At 72.2% G+C, this 14,991-nt stretch carries 12 protein-coding genes; 3 read left to right on the plus strand and 9 right to left on the minus strand.

What is annotated here, in order from left to right; genetic code table 11:
- Nucleotides 1–3: 3 nt before the first annotated feature.
- Complete coding sequence (locus HCN51_RS01415; RefSeq protein WP_168005856.1) at nucleotides 4–825, minus strand: aldo/keto reductase; 822 nt, start codon at nucleotides 823–825, stop codon at nucleotides 4–6.
- 98 nt (nucleotides 826–923) lie between these two features.
- Here HCN51_RS01415 and HCN51_RS01420 point away from each other — a divergent pair, with 98 nt between their 5' ends.
- Nucleotides 924–1,868 carry a hypothetical protein gene (locus HCN51_RS01420; protein ID WP_168005858.1) on the plus strand — a complete coding sequence of 315 codons (945 nt, stop codon included), beginning with the start codon at nucleotides 924–926 and terminating at the stop codon, nucleotides 1,866–1,868.
- 2 nt (nucleotides 1,869–1,870) lie between these two features.
- The gene (locus HCN51_RS01425; RefSeq protein WP_346433510.1) at nucleotides 1,871–3,037 is read left to right on the plus strand and encodes a DUF6716 putative glycosyltransferase; all 1,167 of its coding nucleotides are present in this window, start codon (nucleotides 1,871–1,873) and stop codon (nucleotides 3,035–3,037) included.
- Here HCN51_RS01425 and HCN51_RS01430 read toward each other — a convergent pair.
- The 5 genes from HCN51_RS01430 to HCN51_RS01450 all read right to left on the minus strand — a co-directional run bounded on the left by HCN51_RS01430 (nucleotide 3,021) and on the right by HCN51_RS01450 (nucleotide 9,542).
- The gene (locus HCN51_RS01430) at nucleotides 3,021–4,262 is read right to left on the minus strand and encodes a polysialyltransferase family glycosyltransferase (protein ID WP_168005862.1); all 1,242 of its coding nucleotides are present in this window, start codon (nucleotides 4,260–4,262) and stop codon (nucleotides 3,021–3,023) included. The genes HCN51_RS01425 and HCN51_RS01430 overlap by 17 nt on opposite strands.
- A gap of 2 nt (nucleotides 4,263–4,264) precedes the next feature.
- Nucleotides 4,265–5,245, minus strand: coding sequence for a glycosyltransferase family 2 protein (locus HCN51_RS01435; protein ID WP_080040685.1), 981 nt, complete (start codon nucleotides 5,243–5,245; stop codon nucleotides 4,265–4,267).
- A 28-nt stretch (nucleotides 5,246–5,273) separates the two neighbouring features.
- Nucleotides 5,274–7,310, minus strand: a complete 2,037-nt coding sequence (locus HCN51_RS01440; RefSeq protein ID WP_168005864.1) for an N-acetylneuraminate synthase family protein — start codon at nucleotides 7,308–7,310, stop codon at nucleotides 5,274–5,276.
- Nucleotides 7,311–7,383: 73 nt separating this feature from the next.
- On the minus strand, nucleotides 7,384–8,049 hold the full coding sequence (locus tag HCN51_RS01445; protein ID WP_168005866.1) for a response regulator: 666 nt from the start codon (nucleotides 8,047–8,049) through the stop codon (nucleotides 7,384–7,386).
- On the minus strand, nucleotides 8,046–9,542 hold the full coding sequence (locus tag HCN51_RS01450) for a sensor histidine kinase (RefSeq protein WP_240972296.1): 1,497 nt from the start codon (nucleotides 9,540–9,542) through the stop codon (nucleotides 8,046–8,048). Before HCN51_RS01450 ends, HCN51_RS01445 begins: the two co-directional genes overlap by 4 nt.
- A 93-nt stretch (nucleotides 9,543–9,635) precedes the next feature.
- On the opposite strand from HCN51_RS01450, the gene HCN51_RS01455 reads away from it, so the two are divergent.
- Nucleotides 9,636–10,964: a cation:dicarboxylate symporter family transporter gene (locus HCN51_RS01455; RefSeq protein WP_168005868.1), complete on the plus strand. Its 1,329-nt coding sequence runs from the start codon at nucleotides 9,636–9,638 to the stop codon at nucleotides 10,962–10,964.
- Between the two features lie 40 nt (nucleotides 10,965–11,004).
- Here HCN51_RS01455 and HCN51_RS01460 read toward each other — a convergent pair whose 3' ends face one another.
- From HCN51_RS01460 to HCN51_RS01470, 3 genes are all read right to left on the minus strand, one after another.
- On the minus strand, nucleotides 11,005–11,823 hold the full coding sequence (locus tag HCN51_RS01460; protein ID WP_168005870.1) for an SAM-dependent methyltransferase: 819 nt from the start codon (nucleotides 11,821–11,823) through the stop codon (nucleotides 11,005–11,007).
- A 34-nt stretch (nucleotides 11,824–11,857) separates the two neighbouring features.
- Nucleotides 11,858–13,207 (minus strand): sensor histidine kinase, encoded by a 1,350-nt coding sequence (locus HCN51_RS01465; RefSeq protein WP_168005872.1) that lies wholly within the window; start codon nucleotides 13,205–13,207, stop codon nucleotides 11,858–11,860.
- 63 nt (nucleotides 13,208–13,270) lie between these two features.
- Complete coding sequence (locus HCN51_RS01470; RefSeq protein WP_168005874.1) at nucleotides 13,271–14,764, minus strand: glycoside hydrolase family 13 protein; 1,494 nt, start codon at nucleotides 14,762–14,764, stop codon at nucleotides 13,271–13,273.
- Nucleotides 14,765–14,991: the final 227 nt, after the last annotated feature.

Below are 14,991 nucleotides of genomic sequence, written 5' to 3' on the forward strand. Positions count from 1 at the left end.
CACTCAGGCCACGTTGAACGTGTCAGGGTCCGGCCCCAGCCGCTGCCCCTTGTTCAGCGCCCCGATGGCCGACATGTCCTCCGAGTCGAGAATGAAGTCGAACACGCCGATGTTCTCCTTGATCCGCGCGGGCGTGACCGACTTCGGGATCACCACGTTCCCGAGCTGCAGGTGCCAGCGCAGCACGATCTGCGCGGGCGTCTTTCCGTACTTCTCCGACAGCACCGCCAGCGCCGGGTCCGACAGCAGCCCCTTGCCCTGCCCGAGCGGGCTCCACGCCTCGGTCAGGATGCCGTTGGCCTCGTGGAAGGCGCGCATCTCGCGCTGCTGCAGGTAGGGGTGCAGCTCGATCTGGTTGATGGACGGCGTGATGCCGGTCTCGTCCATGAGCCGGGTGAGCGTCTCCACGGTGAAGTTGGAGACCCCGATGGCCTTGGCCCGGCCGTCACGGTAGATCTTCTCCATCGCCTTCCACGCCTGCACGTACTTGTCCTGCTTCGGCACCGGCCAGTGGATCAGGAAGAGATCTATGTGGTCGAGGCCCAGCCTGGCCAGGCTCTCGTCGAAGGCGGCCTCGGCGCGGCCGTGGTCGCCGTTCCACAGCTTCGTGGTCACGAACACCTTCTCGCGCGGCAGGCCGCTCCCGCGCACGGCCCGCCCCACGCCCTCCTCGTTGCCGTAGGCGGCCGCGGTGTCGATGTGCCGGTAACCGGCCTGCAGCGCGGTGGTGACCGCCTGCTCGGCCTCGTCGGCGGGAACCTGCCAGACGCCGTACCCGAGCTGCGGGATCTGCACGCCGTCCGTGTTGAGCATGAGCGAATTCATACCCTCCATTGTTCATGCAGCGTTTCTGACGGCTTAAGGCGGTGGGGCTAGCTTGAAGCGGTCGTTAACGCGCCATCACCCCGCTGGGAGGGCAACGAGTGGTCGAACAGGCGTCGGCCTGGGTGGAGTCCCCGCTCCAGATGCTGTGCGCCGTCGAGGCCCACCACGCCGGGCTGCTCGGCCCCGAGACGGCCGTCGTGCCGCGGGCGGGCCTGCGGCCGCTGAAGGCCACCCGGCGCGAGCTGGGCTCGCTGGGGCTGCCGGACGGCCTGGTGCTGGCCGAGCCGCGCGAGCGCATGCCCAGGCGCGTGCAGGCCGTCGGGGACGCCTTCTCCGGCAAGGTGCAGCTGCGCTGGCTCACCTCCCGGCCGGGCCGCATCGTCATCGTGGACGACGGCCTGGCCACGCTGCGGCTGCTCGAACTGCTCGCCGAGGGCCCGTACCGGCCGCTGCTGCGCGCCCGAGCCCACCCCACGAGGCTGCGCGCCGCGCTCGGCCTGGCGGCGGCGCTGCGGCTGCGCCTGAGCAAGGTGTCGGTCTTCACCGCCCTGAGCGTGGACGACAAGCTGGAGGAGGCCGTCCGCCGGGCCGGCGTCGACCTCGTCCGCCACGACTTCGCCTGGCTGCGGGCCCAGCCGCCCAGCGCGCAGGGCCCGGCCGAGCGCACGGTCGTGCTCGGCACCTCCCTCGTGCGCAACGGCCTCGTGCACCGCGACCACTACCTGCGCTGGCTGACCGACCTGGCCGCGCGCGAGCCGCTGGCCTACTACCCGCACCGCCGCGAGGACCCCGTGGACGTCGCCCTGATCAGGGAGCGCCCCGGCATCACCGTGCATGACGCCGGCGTGCCCGCCGAGCTGACGCTGCGCGGCCTCGACGCGGGCCAGCGGGTGCTCAGCCTCCCCTCCACGGCGATCACCTCGCTGCGGGTGCTGCTCAGCCCGCGCGGCGTCGCCGTCGAGCCCGTGGACGTTCCCGATGACTGGTGGACCAGCAGGGCGGCCCCCGCCCTGCGCTCGCATTTGACCGGAGTGCCCAGTTGAAAGTGTTGGCGGTCGCCGACTCCGACTCGTATCTGAAATGGGCGGCCTGCCTGCTCGGTGACCTGCCCGCGGGCTGCGTGACGGAGCTGGTCGTGGTGCGCACGCCGATCGCGCCGTCCCCGGAGCAGATCGCCGCGGCGGTGAGCGGCCGGCCGGGCGACCCGCCGCCGGTGCTGTCGGCGCGCTCCGTGCGGCGGCTGGCCGAGCGCACGCTGCCCGACGTGATCCTCGTGGCCTGCACGGGCCCCGTCGTGGACGTGCTCGTCGCCGAGGTGCTGAACGAGCTGCGCCCGCGCCCGGTGTTCGTCAGCGGGCTGCCCGGCATCTCGGTGCCGGCCACGGAGAAGGCGTGGCTGTTCCGCAGCGGCTGCGACCTGTTCGTGGTGCACAGCGAGCGGGAGGTGGCCGAGTTCTCCCAGATCGCCGCCAGGCTCGGCGGCGGCGGGGCGGTGGGCCTGGCCCGGCTGCCGTTCCTGCGGGCCGAGCCGGCCGCCGCCGGCGGCAACCGAGTCGTGTTCGCCACGCAGGCCAAGGTGCCCAGGGAGCGGGAGCAGCGCGAGCGGATCCTGCTGGCGCTGGCCGAGCTGGCCCGGCGCCGCCCCGACCTCGACGTGGTCGTCAAGCTGCGCGCGCTGGAGGACGAGCGGCAGACGCACAACGAGCGCTTCCACTACCAGCGGCTGTGGCGGGAGATGGGGGAGCCGGGGCGGCTGACGTTCGCGGCCGGCTCGATGCAGGAGCAGCTCCAGCGGGCGGCCGGGTTCGTGACGGTCAGCTCGACGGCGGCGCTGGAGGCCATCGCGATGGGCGTGCCGTCGCTGGTGCTGAGCGACTTCGGCGTGAACGCCGAGATGATCAACCTGGTGTTCGAGGGCAGCGACCTGCTGGGCACCCTCGACGAGCTGGCCGCCGGCGAGTTCCGCACCGCCGCCGCGTCCTGGTGCGCGGCCAACTACTTCCAGCCGGCCGAGGACAACGACTGGGCCGGGCTGCTGGCCGGGTTCGTCGTCTCCCGCCCCAGGCCGGCCGCCACGTCGCTGCTCGACGGGCCCGAGCACGCGGCGGCGCGGCGCCGGGCCCGGCTCCGCGTGGAGGTGCCGCCCAAGATGCTGCGGGTGGGCTACCGGGCCAAGCGCCGCATGCGCCGCTACCTCAGATCGCTGACCTGATCTTCCTGCGGATCCTGGCCAGGGTGCTGGGCTTCTGTCCCGCGACGAAGCCCAGCGTCTCCAGCCGCTTGCGCTTGAAGTAACGCGGGTCGAAGTCGATGCGCTCCGGCCGCAGGTCCGGGTAGGTGTCGGCCTGCATGCAGTAGCCGACGGCCCGCACCAGCTCCTGGAGGTCCGTCGCGGGCGGCTGCTCGACGCGCCCCTCCGGCGACAGCCTGGGCAGCAGGGCGTCGACGATGGTGGCCGGGATCCGGTTGCTGTTCTCGTACGGGGTCAGCCGCTCCAGCACCAGGTCCGTGCCGTACGAGGCCACCTGGAGCCCGAAGTAGCGGCGCGCGGTCACCAGCCCCGTGGAGAAGCAGCCCACCACCAGCTCGGGCCGCAGCGCCGCGAAGCACACCTCGGCTGGCACGCTCTCCGCGGCCACCGACAGCCGCACCCCCAAAGGGCCGGCGGCCGCGCGCAGGAGCTGGGCGTGCCGTCGGCCGGCGGCCGGGTGCGGCTTGAACACGACGTCGGTGCAGCCGCGCGCGACCAGCGCCTTCAGCATGGTCTCGTGCAGCCCGGCCTCCTCCTCCGCCGTGAGCAGCTCCAGCGCCGACAGGTACTGGCCGAGGATGACCGCCTGCCCGGCCATCATGTCGGGGGCGGTGGCGGTGACCTCGTGCACGATCGACAGGAACCGCTCGTCGGGCAGCAGCTCGGGGGCGACGCCGTACTCGCTGAGCAGCAGCGGCGTCAGGCCCGGCACGAGGTCGAGGTGGAGCAGCCGGGTGATGCGGCGGAAGATCTCGGCGGGCAGCGGGTCGCGGGTCGGGCCGTAGCTCATCAGCCCGTCGGAGTAGACCGTGATCGGGCAGTCGCGCACCAGGCCCGCGATCGTGCGCGCCGGCGGCACCGCGATCGACTCCAGCACCAGCTCCTCGACGTCGCCCAGGCCCCAGTGCGCGCGGATGAGGCGCTCGAACATCGGCACCTCGATGACGCGGGCCCGCCAGTCGGAGGGGTGCAGCGGCGCGATCAGCTCGTTCCACGAGTGCACCGCGTCGAAGCGGGAGCGCAGCGCGGCGAAGCCGGGCGTGCGGTCCAGCGGCGTCGCCACCTCGGGGATGGCCGCGTTGTTCGACACGACGAGGACGCGCCGGCCGTCGCCGAAGCGGCCCTCGTCGATCGCCGCCGCCAGCGACATCGCCCCGAACAGCGTCGAGGCGTAGAAGACCTTCACCTTTAGGACTCCTCCCGGTCGCGGCGGACCCGGACGTGCGGGCTGGGGGGCAGGTCGGGCACCAGGGCCCGCAGGACGCTCTCGCGCTCGGCCGACATCCGCGACACCGCGTCGGCCACCAGCTCCGGCGGCAGCGAGCGCACCATCTGCGCGCCGCGCTCCTCGAAGCGGGCGCGCAGCGCCGGCGTGAGCCGCTCGCCGATCTCCAGGTGGTGGGCGAGCAGCGCGCAGAAGTTGCGCGCCGCCTTGGGCAGGAACTCCGGCTCCAGGTCCTTGAAGACCAGCTCGAACGCGTCGAAGAAGTGCAGCTGGCGCTCGTCGCCCACCTGGGTCAGCGACCCGGCCACCATGCGCCGGTAGAAGATCCCGGCCAGCGACACCACCGCGAACGTGGCCGCCTCCCGGTGCAGCCGCCAGATCCACGGCCGGTCCTCGGCGGTGTGCAGCGAGCCGGGGAAGTGCAGCAGGTCGCCCAGGGAGCGCCGGTAGATCCCGGCCCAGGCGTACGGGTAGTCGACCATCGTGCGCACGCCGGCCGGCAGGATGGCGTCGCGGGGGGCGAGCACCGTGCCCCGCCGCGCCAGCGGGGCACGGTGCACGACCCGTTTTCGGCCCTCCACCTGCACGTGGTCGACGCGCACGAAGTCGCAGCCGAGCCCGTCGATCGCCTCGACGAGCCGCGCCAGGTAGCCGGGGGCCAGCCAGTCGTCGCCGTCCATGTAGGTGACGTACCGGCCGGTCGCGGCCGACAGGCCCGTGTTGCGCGCGTCCGCCAGCCCCACCGGCGCGGGGTTGCGGATCACGACCAGGCCGGGCAGCTCACCGATGAAGTCGTCGATGATCTCGCCCGTGGCGTCCACGGACCCGTCGTTCACGATGATGAACTCGAAGTCGGCGCGCGCGTTGCGGGACAGCGAGGTGAGCGCGTCGGCGATGAAGCGCTCGCCGTCCCGGATGGGCACGACGACCGAGAGCGTGATCAATGTTGTCGGTTCTTCCTGATGGGGACGGTCAGACGGTCACGCGGCGCAGGCGGGCCTTCGGCGCCTCCTCGCCGGGGAAGACCCGCTTGACGCCGTCGCCCAGCGCCTGCTCGATGATGCGGATGTCGCGCACCAGGTGCTCCAGGCCCGCCGGCTCCAGCGAGGCGGCGTGGTCGGAGCCCCACATGGTGCGGTCGAGCGTGATGTGCCGCTCCACGCAGACCGCGCCGAGCGTGACCGCGGCCAGCGAGATCTGCAGGCCGCGCTCGTGGCCGGAGTAGCCGACCGGGACGCCGTAGCGCTCCTTGAGCGTGGTGATCGTGCGCAGGTTCGCCTCCTCCGGCGGCAGCGGGTACGTGGAGGTGGCGTGCATCATGATCAGCTTCTCGGTGCCGAGGATCTCCACGGCGGCGTCGATCTCCGACAGCGTGGACATGCCGGTCGACAGGATGATCGGCTTGCCGGTGGCGGCCAGGGCGCGCAGCAGCTCGTGGTCGGCCACGCTGGCCGAGGCCACCTTGTGCACCAGGACGTCCATCTCCTCCAGGAACTCCACCGACGGCACGTCCCACGGCGAGGCGAACCAGTGCAGGCCCCGCTCGTCGCAGTATTTCGCGATCTGCGTGTACTCGTCGCGGCCGAACTCGGTGCGCTCCTTGTACTCCAGGTACGTCATCTCGCCCCACGGCGTCTGCCGGATCTGGCCCTTCTGCTCCTCGGGCACGCAGATCGCGGGGGTGCGCTTCTGGAACTTGACCGCCTGGCAGCCGGCCGCCGCCGCGACGTCGATGAGCTGCCTGGCCAGGTCGAGGTCGCCGTTGTGGTTGATGCCGATCTCGCCGATGACGTACACCGGCTCGCCGTCGCCGACCAGCACGTCCCCGATCGCGACCGGCCCGAACTGCGGCCGGCTGCGCACCTCCACGGGAGCCGGCTCGGGGCGGGCGGCCACGACGCGGTCGCACAGCTCGCGCACCGCGCCGGACCCGCCGGCGCTGGTCAGCACCACGCGGGCGGCGGCACGCACCCGGGGGTGGGCGTCGGGGGTGGCGACCGGCCAGCCGACCTCGGCCATCGGGCCCAGGTCGTTGACGTCGTTGCCGACGTAGGCGACGCGGGCCGGGTCGAGCCCCTCGATGCGCAGCCAGTCGCGCAGCACCGTGCGCTTGTCGGCCAGGCCCTGCAGCACGGGCACGCCCAGCTTGCGGGCGCGGGCGGCCACCACCGGGTTGTGCTCGGTGGACATGATGAGCACCTTGACGCCGGAGCGCTTCAGCAGCGACACGCCCATCCCGTCGGAGCGGCTGACCAGCACCATCTCGCGGCCGTCGGAGTCGACGTAGGCGCGGTCGTCGGTGTGCACGCCGTCGAAGTCGGTGATGACGGCGTCCACGTCGATCGGCTCGGGCTGGTCGATGAACGGGGCGAGCGCTCGCACGAGCTCCAGGTCCTCCGGGTTGTCGATCTCGATGGCGTGCTTGGTCGGCACCGGCTGGACGGCGATCTCGCCGAAGAAGCGGTGGCCGTGCTCGCGCAGGCCGGCGGTGCGCATCACGTAGAAGGCGCCGTTCTCGCGGAACTCGGGCGCGCGGTCCTGGCGGCGCTGCCGCACGGCCGGGTCGTGGTTGATCCCGGCGCCGGTGGCCGTCCACAGGAACTCGTGGGTGGGCAGCCCGGACACGACGGAGTCGGCCTCGCCGTCGAGGACCTTGCGCACCGCCGCCGACAGGTCGGGCGGGTCGATGAACGCGCTGGTCGCCTGCACCAGCACGACGACCTCGGGGTCCGCGCCCAGGGCGTCGAGCGCGTGCAGCACCGCCGACTCGCTGGAGGCGGTCGCGCCGCTCAGCTCCGCCGGGCGCTCCACCACGAGCGCGCCCGCCTGCCTGGCGGTCTCGGCGATCCCGTCGTGGTCGGTGCTGACCACGACCTGGTCCACCAGCTCGGCGCGCAGGCACGCCCGCACCGCCCGGGTGACCAACGGGACGCCCCCGACCAGGGCGAGGTTCTTCAGGGGTACGCCCGCCGAACCTCCGCGGGCGGGAACAACGGCCAGGACTCGCAAGGTGTGTCTCCTCAGTGCATCGGATTGCACCCAGAAGCTAGAGGGCCGGATTGAACGGCCAGCGTCACCACCATTAACACTCCATGGGGATCCGGTAGAGCAACTCTGGCCGGCCCACCCCGCCGTACTGCGGCATGCGGGCCGCCACACCCAGCTCGACCAGGTATTCCAGGTATCTGCGCGCCGTCACTCTGGACACTCCGATCGCGTCGGCCACGGCCTGCGCGCCCATGCCCTCCGGCCGCTCCCGCAACCGGGCCGCCACCGCGTCGAGGGTGTCGCGCGCCATGCCTTTCGGCAGCTCCGAGGGACCGCGCAGGGTGCCGAGCACCCGGTCCACGTCGCCCTGACCCACCGCGAGGCCCGCCTCCTCCTTGAACCGGGCGTAACGCGTCAGCTTCTCCGCCAGTGTCGCGAACGTGAACGGCTTGAGCAGGTACTGGGAGACTCCCAGCGACACCGCTGAACGGACCATGGCCAGATCGCGAGCGGAGGTGACCGCGATCACGTCGCACATCAGGCCGCCGGCCCGGACCGCGCGGCACACGTCCAGCCCGTGCATGTCGGGCAGGTAGAGGTCGAGCAGGATGAGATCCACCGGTCGCGCACGCAGGAAGCGCAGCGCCTGCGCGCCCGACCGGGCCACCCCGGCCACCTCGAAGCCCGGCACCCGCTCCACGTAGATGCGGTTCGCCTCGGCGGTGATCTCCTCGTCCTCCACCACCAGTACGGAGATCATGGCCGCGGCAGCCTCACCGTGAACGCCGAGCCCTCGACCGTGATCGTGCCGCCCAGCCGCCGCACCGCCTGCCCCACCAGCGCCAGCCCCAGCCCGCGCCCGTCGCCCTTGGTGCTCCAGCCCTTCTCGAACGCGTCGGCGCAGGCCGGGCCGGGCCCGTCGTCGCTCACCCGGATCAGCACGCCCCGCTCGTCGGCGCTCAGGTGCACCTCCACGCGGGAGGCCGCGTCGATGGCGTTGTCGATCAGGTTGCCCACGATGGTGACCAGCTCGCGGGCGTCCAGGCCCAGGTCGTCCAGCTCGCTGTCCTGGCTGATCACCAGCTCGGAGCCGCGTTCCGCCGCCTGCGCGCTCTTGCCGAGCAGCAGCGCGGCCAGCACCGGCTCGCGCACCGCGCCCACCACCCGGTCGGTCAGCTCCTGCGCCGCCCGCAGCTCCGCCGTGCCCAGCGCCACCGCCTGCTCGGTGCGGCCCAGCTCGACCAGCGTGATCACGGTGTGCAGCCGGTTGGCCGCCTCGTGCGCGGCCGAGCGCAGCGACTCGGCGAAGCCGCGCTCGGCGTCGAGCTGCCCGGTCAGCGCCTGCAGCTCGGTGTGGTCGCGCACGGTGACGACCGTGCCGAGCCTGCTCGGGGCGCTGTTGACGGCCAGCACCCGGTCGCCGACCAGGTGGACGCGCTCCTCGTCGTCGTCCACCACCGCCGAGAGGCCCAGGTCCCGCACGTGCCGGCCCTCGGCGTCGGCGGGCAGGCCGAGCAGCAGGCGGGCCGCGTCGTTGCACAGCGTCAGCGTGCCGTCCCTGCCGACCAGCAGCAGGCCCTCCCGGACGGCGTGCAGGACCGCGTCATGATGCTCGTGGATGCGGCCCAGCTCGACCGGGCCCAGCCCGTGCGTCTGGCGGCGCAGCCGGGCGGTGACCAGCCACGTGCCGGCCGCGCCGACGCCGAGTGCCAGCGCCACGATGAGGCCGCCCCAGGCGAGCTGGTCGCGCAGCCTGGCGCTGATCCGGTCGACCGTGATGCCGGCGCTGACCAGCGCCCGCACCTGCCCGCCCGCGACGACCGGCGTCACCGCGCGCTTGGAGGTGCCGAGCGTGCCGGTGTAGGTCTCGGTGAACGTCTCGCCGCGCAGCGCCCGGTCGATGTGGCCGAGGAAGCGCCTGCCGATCTCGGCCTCGTTCGGGTGGGTGTAGCGGGTGCCGTCCGTCTTCATGATGGTGATGAAATCGACCCCCGTCGCCGCCCTGGCCCGCTGCGCGTACGGCTGCAGCCGTACGGTCGGATCCCGCTCGCCGAGGGCCTCCAGCACGTCGGGCGAGGCCGCCACGCTGACCGCCACGGCCGTGGCCGTGGCGCCCGCCTCCTGCTCCAGCAGCTCGGACGCCTGCCACAGGGCCAGCACCGCGCCGCCCGCCGCCGTGACGGCGACGACGAGCAACTGCAGGACCAGCATCTGCCCTGCCAGGCTCCAGCGCCGCATCGGGTTCCCCTTCATGTACGAAACTTACGCAATGGTGACCTGCATCACTCGTGAGGCGCATAGTCGCACGACGAGAAGGTCCATCGAAAACCGGCGGAGAACCCCCCTATGCGCGATCGCACCCGTTATCTCTACCTGGCCGTCATCGTGGCGGTCCTGCTCGGGATCCTGGTCGGCTTCATCTGGCCGGACGCGGGCCAGGCGCTCAAACCCCTCGGCACCGGCTTCGTCGCGCTGATCAAGATGGTGATCGGCCCGATCATCTTCTGCACCATCGTGCTCGGCATCGGCTCGGTACGGCAGGCCGCCCAGGTCGGCAAGGTCGGCGGGCTCGCCCTCGGCTACTTCATCGTGATGTCCACGGTCGCCCTGGTCATCGGCCTCGTCGTGGGCAACGTCATCGACCCGGGCTCGGGGCTGCACCTGACCGACACGGCCCGGCAGGCCGCCGAGGCGGAGGCCGCCAAGGGCGCCGACGCCAGCACCGTCGACTTCCTGCTCGGCATCATCCCCGAGACGGTCGTCTCGGCTCTCACCGACGGCTCGGTGCTGCAGGCGCTGCTGGTGGCGCTGCTCGCCGGGTTCGCGCTGCAGGCCATGGGGCCGAAGGGCGCGCCGATCCTGCGGGGCGTGGAGCACTTCCAGCGGCTCGTGTTCCGCATCCTCGCCATGATCATGTGGGCGGCGCCGGTCGGCGCGTTCGGGGCGATCGCGGCCGTCGTGGGCGCGACCGGCATCGAGGCGCTCAAGAGCCTGGCCATCATCATGGTCGCCTTCTACGTGACGTGCGTGCTGTTCGTCGGCGTGGTGCTCGGCACCGTGCTGTGGCTGGTGGCCCGGATCAACCTGTGGTCGCTGCTGAAGTACCTCGGACGCGAGTTCCTGCTCATCCTGTCCACGTCGTCGTCGGAGACCGCGCTGCCGCGCCTCATCGCGAAGATGGAGCACCTGGGCGTCAGCAAGACCGTGGCCGGCATCACCGTGCCGACCGGCTACTCCTTCAACCTCGACGGCACCGCGATCTACCTGACCATGGCGACGCTGTTCATCGCCTCGGCCACGGGGGCGCCGCTGGAGTTCGGGGAGCAGGTGGCGCTGCTGCTGTTCATGATGGTCGCCTCCAAGGGCGCGGCCGGCGTCACCGGCGCGGGCCTGGCCACCCTCGCCGGCGGGCTGCAGGCGCACCGGCCCGAGCTGGTCGACGGGGTGGGCCTCATCGTGGGCATCGACCGCTTCATGTCCGAGGCGCGGGCGCTGACCAACTTCGCGGGCAACGCGGTGGCCACCGTCCTCGTCGGCACCTGGACCGGCGAGTTCGACCGGGAGCGGGCGGAGCTGGTGCTGGCGGGGCAGGCGCCGTTCGACGAGGCCACGCTGCTGGACGACGATGACGACACCGGCCAGGGCGAGCCGGCCAAGGAGCTGTCCCCGGCGTGAGGCGAGGGCGGGCAGGCCCCGGGCCTGCCCGCCACCCGGGTCAGGGCTTGCGGCCGATCCCCGCGTACGCCATCCGCGCCAGCTCCTCGTCCACGAAGACCGGGTTGAGCGGGTCGTTGAACGGCCAGATCGCGTGCTCGGGCAGCCCCGTGGCCAGGCCGGGCGGGATGAGCTCGAAGTCGCCGAAGAAGGCGCCGATCTCGGCGCCGGAGCGCGGCGTGAAGTCCGCGTTGGCCTTGCGGTAGAACTCCGACACCTGCTCGGCCCGCTCCGTCGCCACGTCGTTGGTGACGTGCGAGATGGCCAGGTAGCTGCCGGGCGCCAGCGCGTCGCGGTAGGCGGCCACGAAGCGCTGCGGCTCGTCCTGCTCGGTGATGAAGTGCAGGACGAACATCATGAGCACGGCCACCGGCCGGTCGAAGTCGAGCAGCCCGCGCACCTCGGGGTCGGACAGGATCTCCTCCGGCCGGCGGCAGTCGCCCAGCACCATCGCCACCCGGTTCGGGTCGGCCAGCAGCGCCCTGCCGTGCGTGGCCACCACCGGGTCGTTGTCCACGTACACCACGCGGGCCTCCGGGGCGTGGCGCAGCGCCACCTCGTGCACGTTCTCCTGCGCCGGCAGGCCGGAGCCCAGGTCGAGGAACTGGGTCACGCCCTGCTCGCACAGGTAGCGCACGACACGGCCGATCAGCGCGCGGTTCTCCCGGGTGCCGTCGCGGACTTCGGGCATCACGCTGAGCACCATGTCGCCGAGCTCCCGGTCGGCCTTGAAGTTGTCCTTGCCGCCCAGGAAGTAGTCGTACATCCGCGCCGCGTTGGGGATGTGCGGGTTCACGCCCTGCGGCGCCTGTTCCGTCATGCCGTCCATGATCCACGACTGGGACAGGTGAAATCTACCGATTCGCGAGGGGCAGCCGCAGCACGAACCGGGCGCCGCCCGGACGGTCCTCGACGCGGATCTCGCCGCGGTGCGCCATGGCGACGTCCCGCGCGATGGCCAGGCCCAGGCCGGTGCCACCCGCGTCGCGGCTGCGGGCGGCGTCGAGCCGGGTGAAGCGCTCGAAGATGCGCTCGCGGTCGCACTCGGCGATCTCCATGCCGTCGTTCTCGACCGCCAGCACCGCCGTGCCCGGCTCCTCCGCGCGGACGGTGACCCGTACGGTGTGCTCGGCGTGCCGCTGGGCGTTGTCCAGCAGGTTCGTCAGGACCCTGGCCAGCTGCAGCCGGACGCCCTCCACCACGACGCCGCCGGCCAGCTCCACCCGCACGGGCACCTTGTCGCTGCGTACGGCCAGCTCGTTGCGCACCAGCTCGGCCAGGTCCACGGGCTCCTTGACGACGTCCACCCGCGAGCCGATCCTGGCCAGCAGCAGCAGGTCGGTGATGATGGCCTCCAGCCGGTCGGTGTCGCGCAGCGCGCTGCTGACCAGCGCCTCCATGTCGGTGTCGTCGGGGTAGAGCTGGGCGCTCTCGAGCTGGGCGCGCAGCCCGGCGATCGGGGTGCGCAGCTCGTGGGAGGCATCGGAGGCGAACTGGCGCTGCTGCTCGGCCGAGCGCTCCAGGCGGGCCAGGGTGCCGTTGACGGAGCGGGCGAGCTGGGCCACCTCGTCGTCGCCGGGCGGCTCGGTGACGCGGTGGCTGAGGTCGCCGGCGTGCACGGCGTCCAGCTCGTGCCGCAGGGTCGCGACCGGGCGCAGCGCCCGCCCGGTGACCAGCCACGTGGCCCACGCGGTCAGCGCGACGAGCAGGGCGACCTCGGCGAAGACGATGACTTCGAGGGTCCGGCTGGCCAGCACGTCGGGCGTGCTGCGGCCGGCGTAGACGACGGGGGAGTCGGCGAACATGCTGACCCGCACCGCCGTCAGGTGCACGCACTCGGTCGGCAGGCAGCTCGTGGTGCTGATGACCCGGTTCTTGGCGGTCGGGCGCACGTCGCTCAGCGGCGGCAGGTTCCTGGCGGCGTCACTGGAGGCCAGGATGCGCCCGTCGGGGCCGACGACCTGGATCAGGTCGACCGACGGGCGCGGCACCGGGATGGCGGCGCCCATGGGCAGGGCGCCGCCGCGCATCTCGTAGGCGATCCGCTCGGCGGTGTCCCGGGTCTCGCTGAAGACGCTCGCGGTGACCACGGACCTGGTGACGAGGACGCCGGCGATGCCCACGGGGATGAGCACGAGGGCGGCTACGGCCGTCGCGATGAAGGTGACGCGTCCGCGCAGGGACCTGGCCCACCAGGGTGCCATCTCATGAGGCTACCGAGAGTGATCGCCGACAATTGCCGCGTAGCGGGAAAGGTTTTCCCAACCTCAGCGCTGGAGCCACACCGTGGTGTCCGGCGGGATCGTGCCGTCGGCCGGCAGCGGGCCGCTGGACAGCAGCACCTCGCCGCCCAGGTCGAGCCGCACCGGCTGCTCGCCCGTGTTGAGCACCACGACGAGCCCGGGGGTGCGCTCGATGGCCAGCACGTCCTTGGGGGAGTCGAGCCAGGCCAGCGTGCCGCCGCCGAGCGCGGGGTGCTGCTTGCGCAGCTTGAGCGCGGCTCGGTAGAGGTTCAGCGTCGAGCCGGGGTCGTCCTCCTGCGCCTCGGCCGACAGCCGCGCCCACTCGGCCGGGATCGGCAGCCACGGGTCGCGCCAGCCGAGGTCGCCGCTCGACGTCCAGGGCAGCGGCACCCGGCAGCCGTCGCGGCTCTCGCCGCGCCGCCGGAACGCCGGGTCCTGGCGCAGCTCGTCAGGCAGGTCGAGCACCTCGGGCAGGCCGAGCTCCTCGCCGTTGTAGAGGTAGGCCGAGCCGGGCAGCGCCAGCATGAGCAGGGTGGCCGCGCGGGCGCGGGCCAGGCTGCCGTGGCGGGTGACGTGGCGCGGCTTGTCGTGGTTGGACAGCACCCAGGTGGTGGGCGCGCCGACCAGGTCCGCCTCGCGCAGCGACTTCTCGATGACGGTACGGAACGACTTGGCGTGGAAGTCGGCCATCATGAACTCGAAGTTGAACGCCTGGTGCAGCTCGTCCGGCCCCACGTAGCGGGCCAGCCGCTCGGGCGAGGACACCCACGCCTCGGCCACGGCCATGCGCCCGCCCGGGTAGGAGTCGAGGATCGGCCGCCACTCGCGGTAGATGTCGTGCACGCCGTCCTGGTCGAAGTACGGCACCTGCTCGTCGCCGAGCATCTCCGCCTGCGGGCCGTCCTTCTGGCCCACGTCCGGCAGCCCCTCGGCCTTGATCATGCCGTGCGCGACGTCCACGCGGAAGCCGTCCACGCCCCGGTCGAGCCAGAAGCGCAGGATGTCGCGGAACTCGGCGCGCACCTCGGGGTTGTCCCAGTTGAGGTCCGGCTGCTCGGGGGCGAACAGGTGCAGGTACCACTGCCCGTCCTCGACCTGGGTCCAGGCGGGCCCGCCGAAGATGGACTCCCAGTCGTTGGGCCGGTCGCGGAAGATGTAGCGGTCGCGCAGCCCGGCCCGGAACCAGGGGTGCTGGTCGGAGGAGTGGTTCGGCACCAGGTCCACGATGACCCTGATGCCCAGCGCGTGCGCGTCGGTGACGAGCGCGTCGAAGTCGGCGAGCGTGCCGAACATGGGGTCCACGTCCCGGTAGTCGGCCACGTCGTAGCCGCCGTCGGCCATGGGGGAGGTGTAGAAGGGGCTCAGCCAGATGGCGTCCACGCCGAGCCTGGACAGGTATCCCAGGCGCTGGCGCACGCCTTCCAGGTCGCCCATGCCGTCGCCGTCGGCGTCGGCGAAGCTTCGCGGGTAGACCTGGTACACGACGGCGTCACGCCACCAGTCGTCGTTGCCGAGCATGGCTGTCCTTCCCCCGGATGACCCGAGATGTCGGGTGATGTTCTGGTCAACGATGTCGCGATCACCAGTGAGCGGTCAAGTGCAAGTTGCGGAAACTTGCGGCCCGCAGCCATCAGCATACGGACCCACAGTCGCGAGGTCAGGCGGGCTGTGGCCGATGTGGATCAGGTAACGCTCTTTCGCAAGTTCTTCCAATTCTTGCAAAGAGCCGCTAACGTCCCGGAAAC

Source organism: Nonomuraea composti (genome assembly GCF_012034275.1).
Taxonomy (GTDB): Bacteria; Actinomycetota; Actinomycetes; order Streptosporangiales; family Streptosporangiaceae; genus Nonomuraea; species Nonomuraea composti.

Bases quoted from the DNA above. Each gene is read 5' to 3' on its own strand.
- HCN51_RS01470 (WP_168005874.1), bottom strand. From the start codon at position 14,764: ATGCTCGGCAACGACGACTGGTGGCGTGACGCCGTCGTGTACCAGGTC.
- HCN51_RS01445 (WP_168005866.1), bottom strand. From the start codon at position 8,049: ATGATCTCCGTACTGGTGGTGGAGGACGAGGAGATCACCGCCGAGGCG.
- HCN51_RS01415 (WP_168005856.1), bottom strand. From the start codon at position 825: ATGAATTCGCTCATGCTCAACACGGACGGCGTGCAGATCCCGCAGCTC.
- HCN51_RS01460 (WP_168005870.1), bottom strand. From the start codon at position 11,823: ATGACGGAACAGGCGCCGCAGGGCGTGAACCCGCACATCCCCAACGCG.
- HCN51_RS01465 (WP_168005872.1), bottom strand. From the start codon at position 13,207: ATGGCACCCTGGTGGGCCAGGTCCCTGCGCGGACGCGTCACCTTCATC.
- HCN51_RS01455 (WP_168005868.1), top strand. From the start codon at position 9,636: ATGCGCGATCGCACCCGTTATCTCTACCTGGCCGTCATCGTGGCGGTC.
- HCN51_RS01450 (WP_240972296.1), bottom strand. From the start codon at position 9,542: ATGAAGGGGAACCCGATGCGGCGCTGGAGCCTGGCAGGGCAGATGCTG.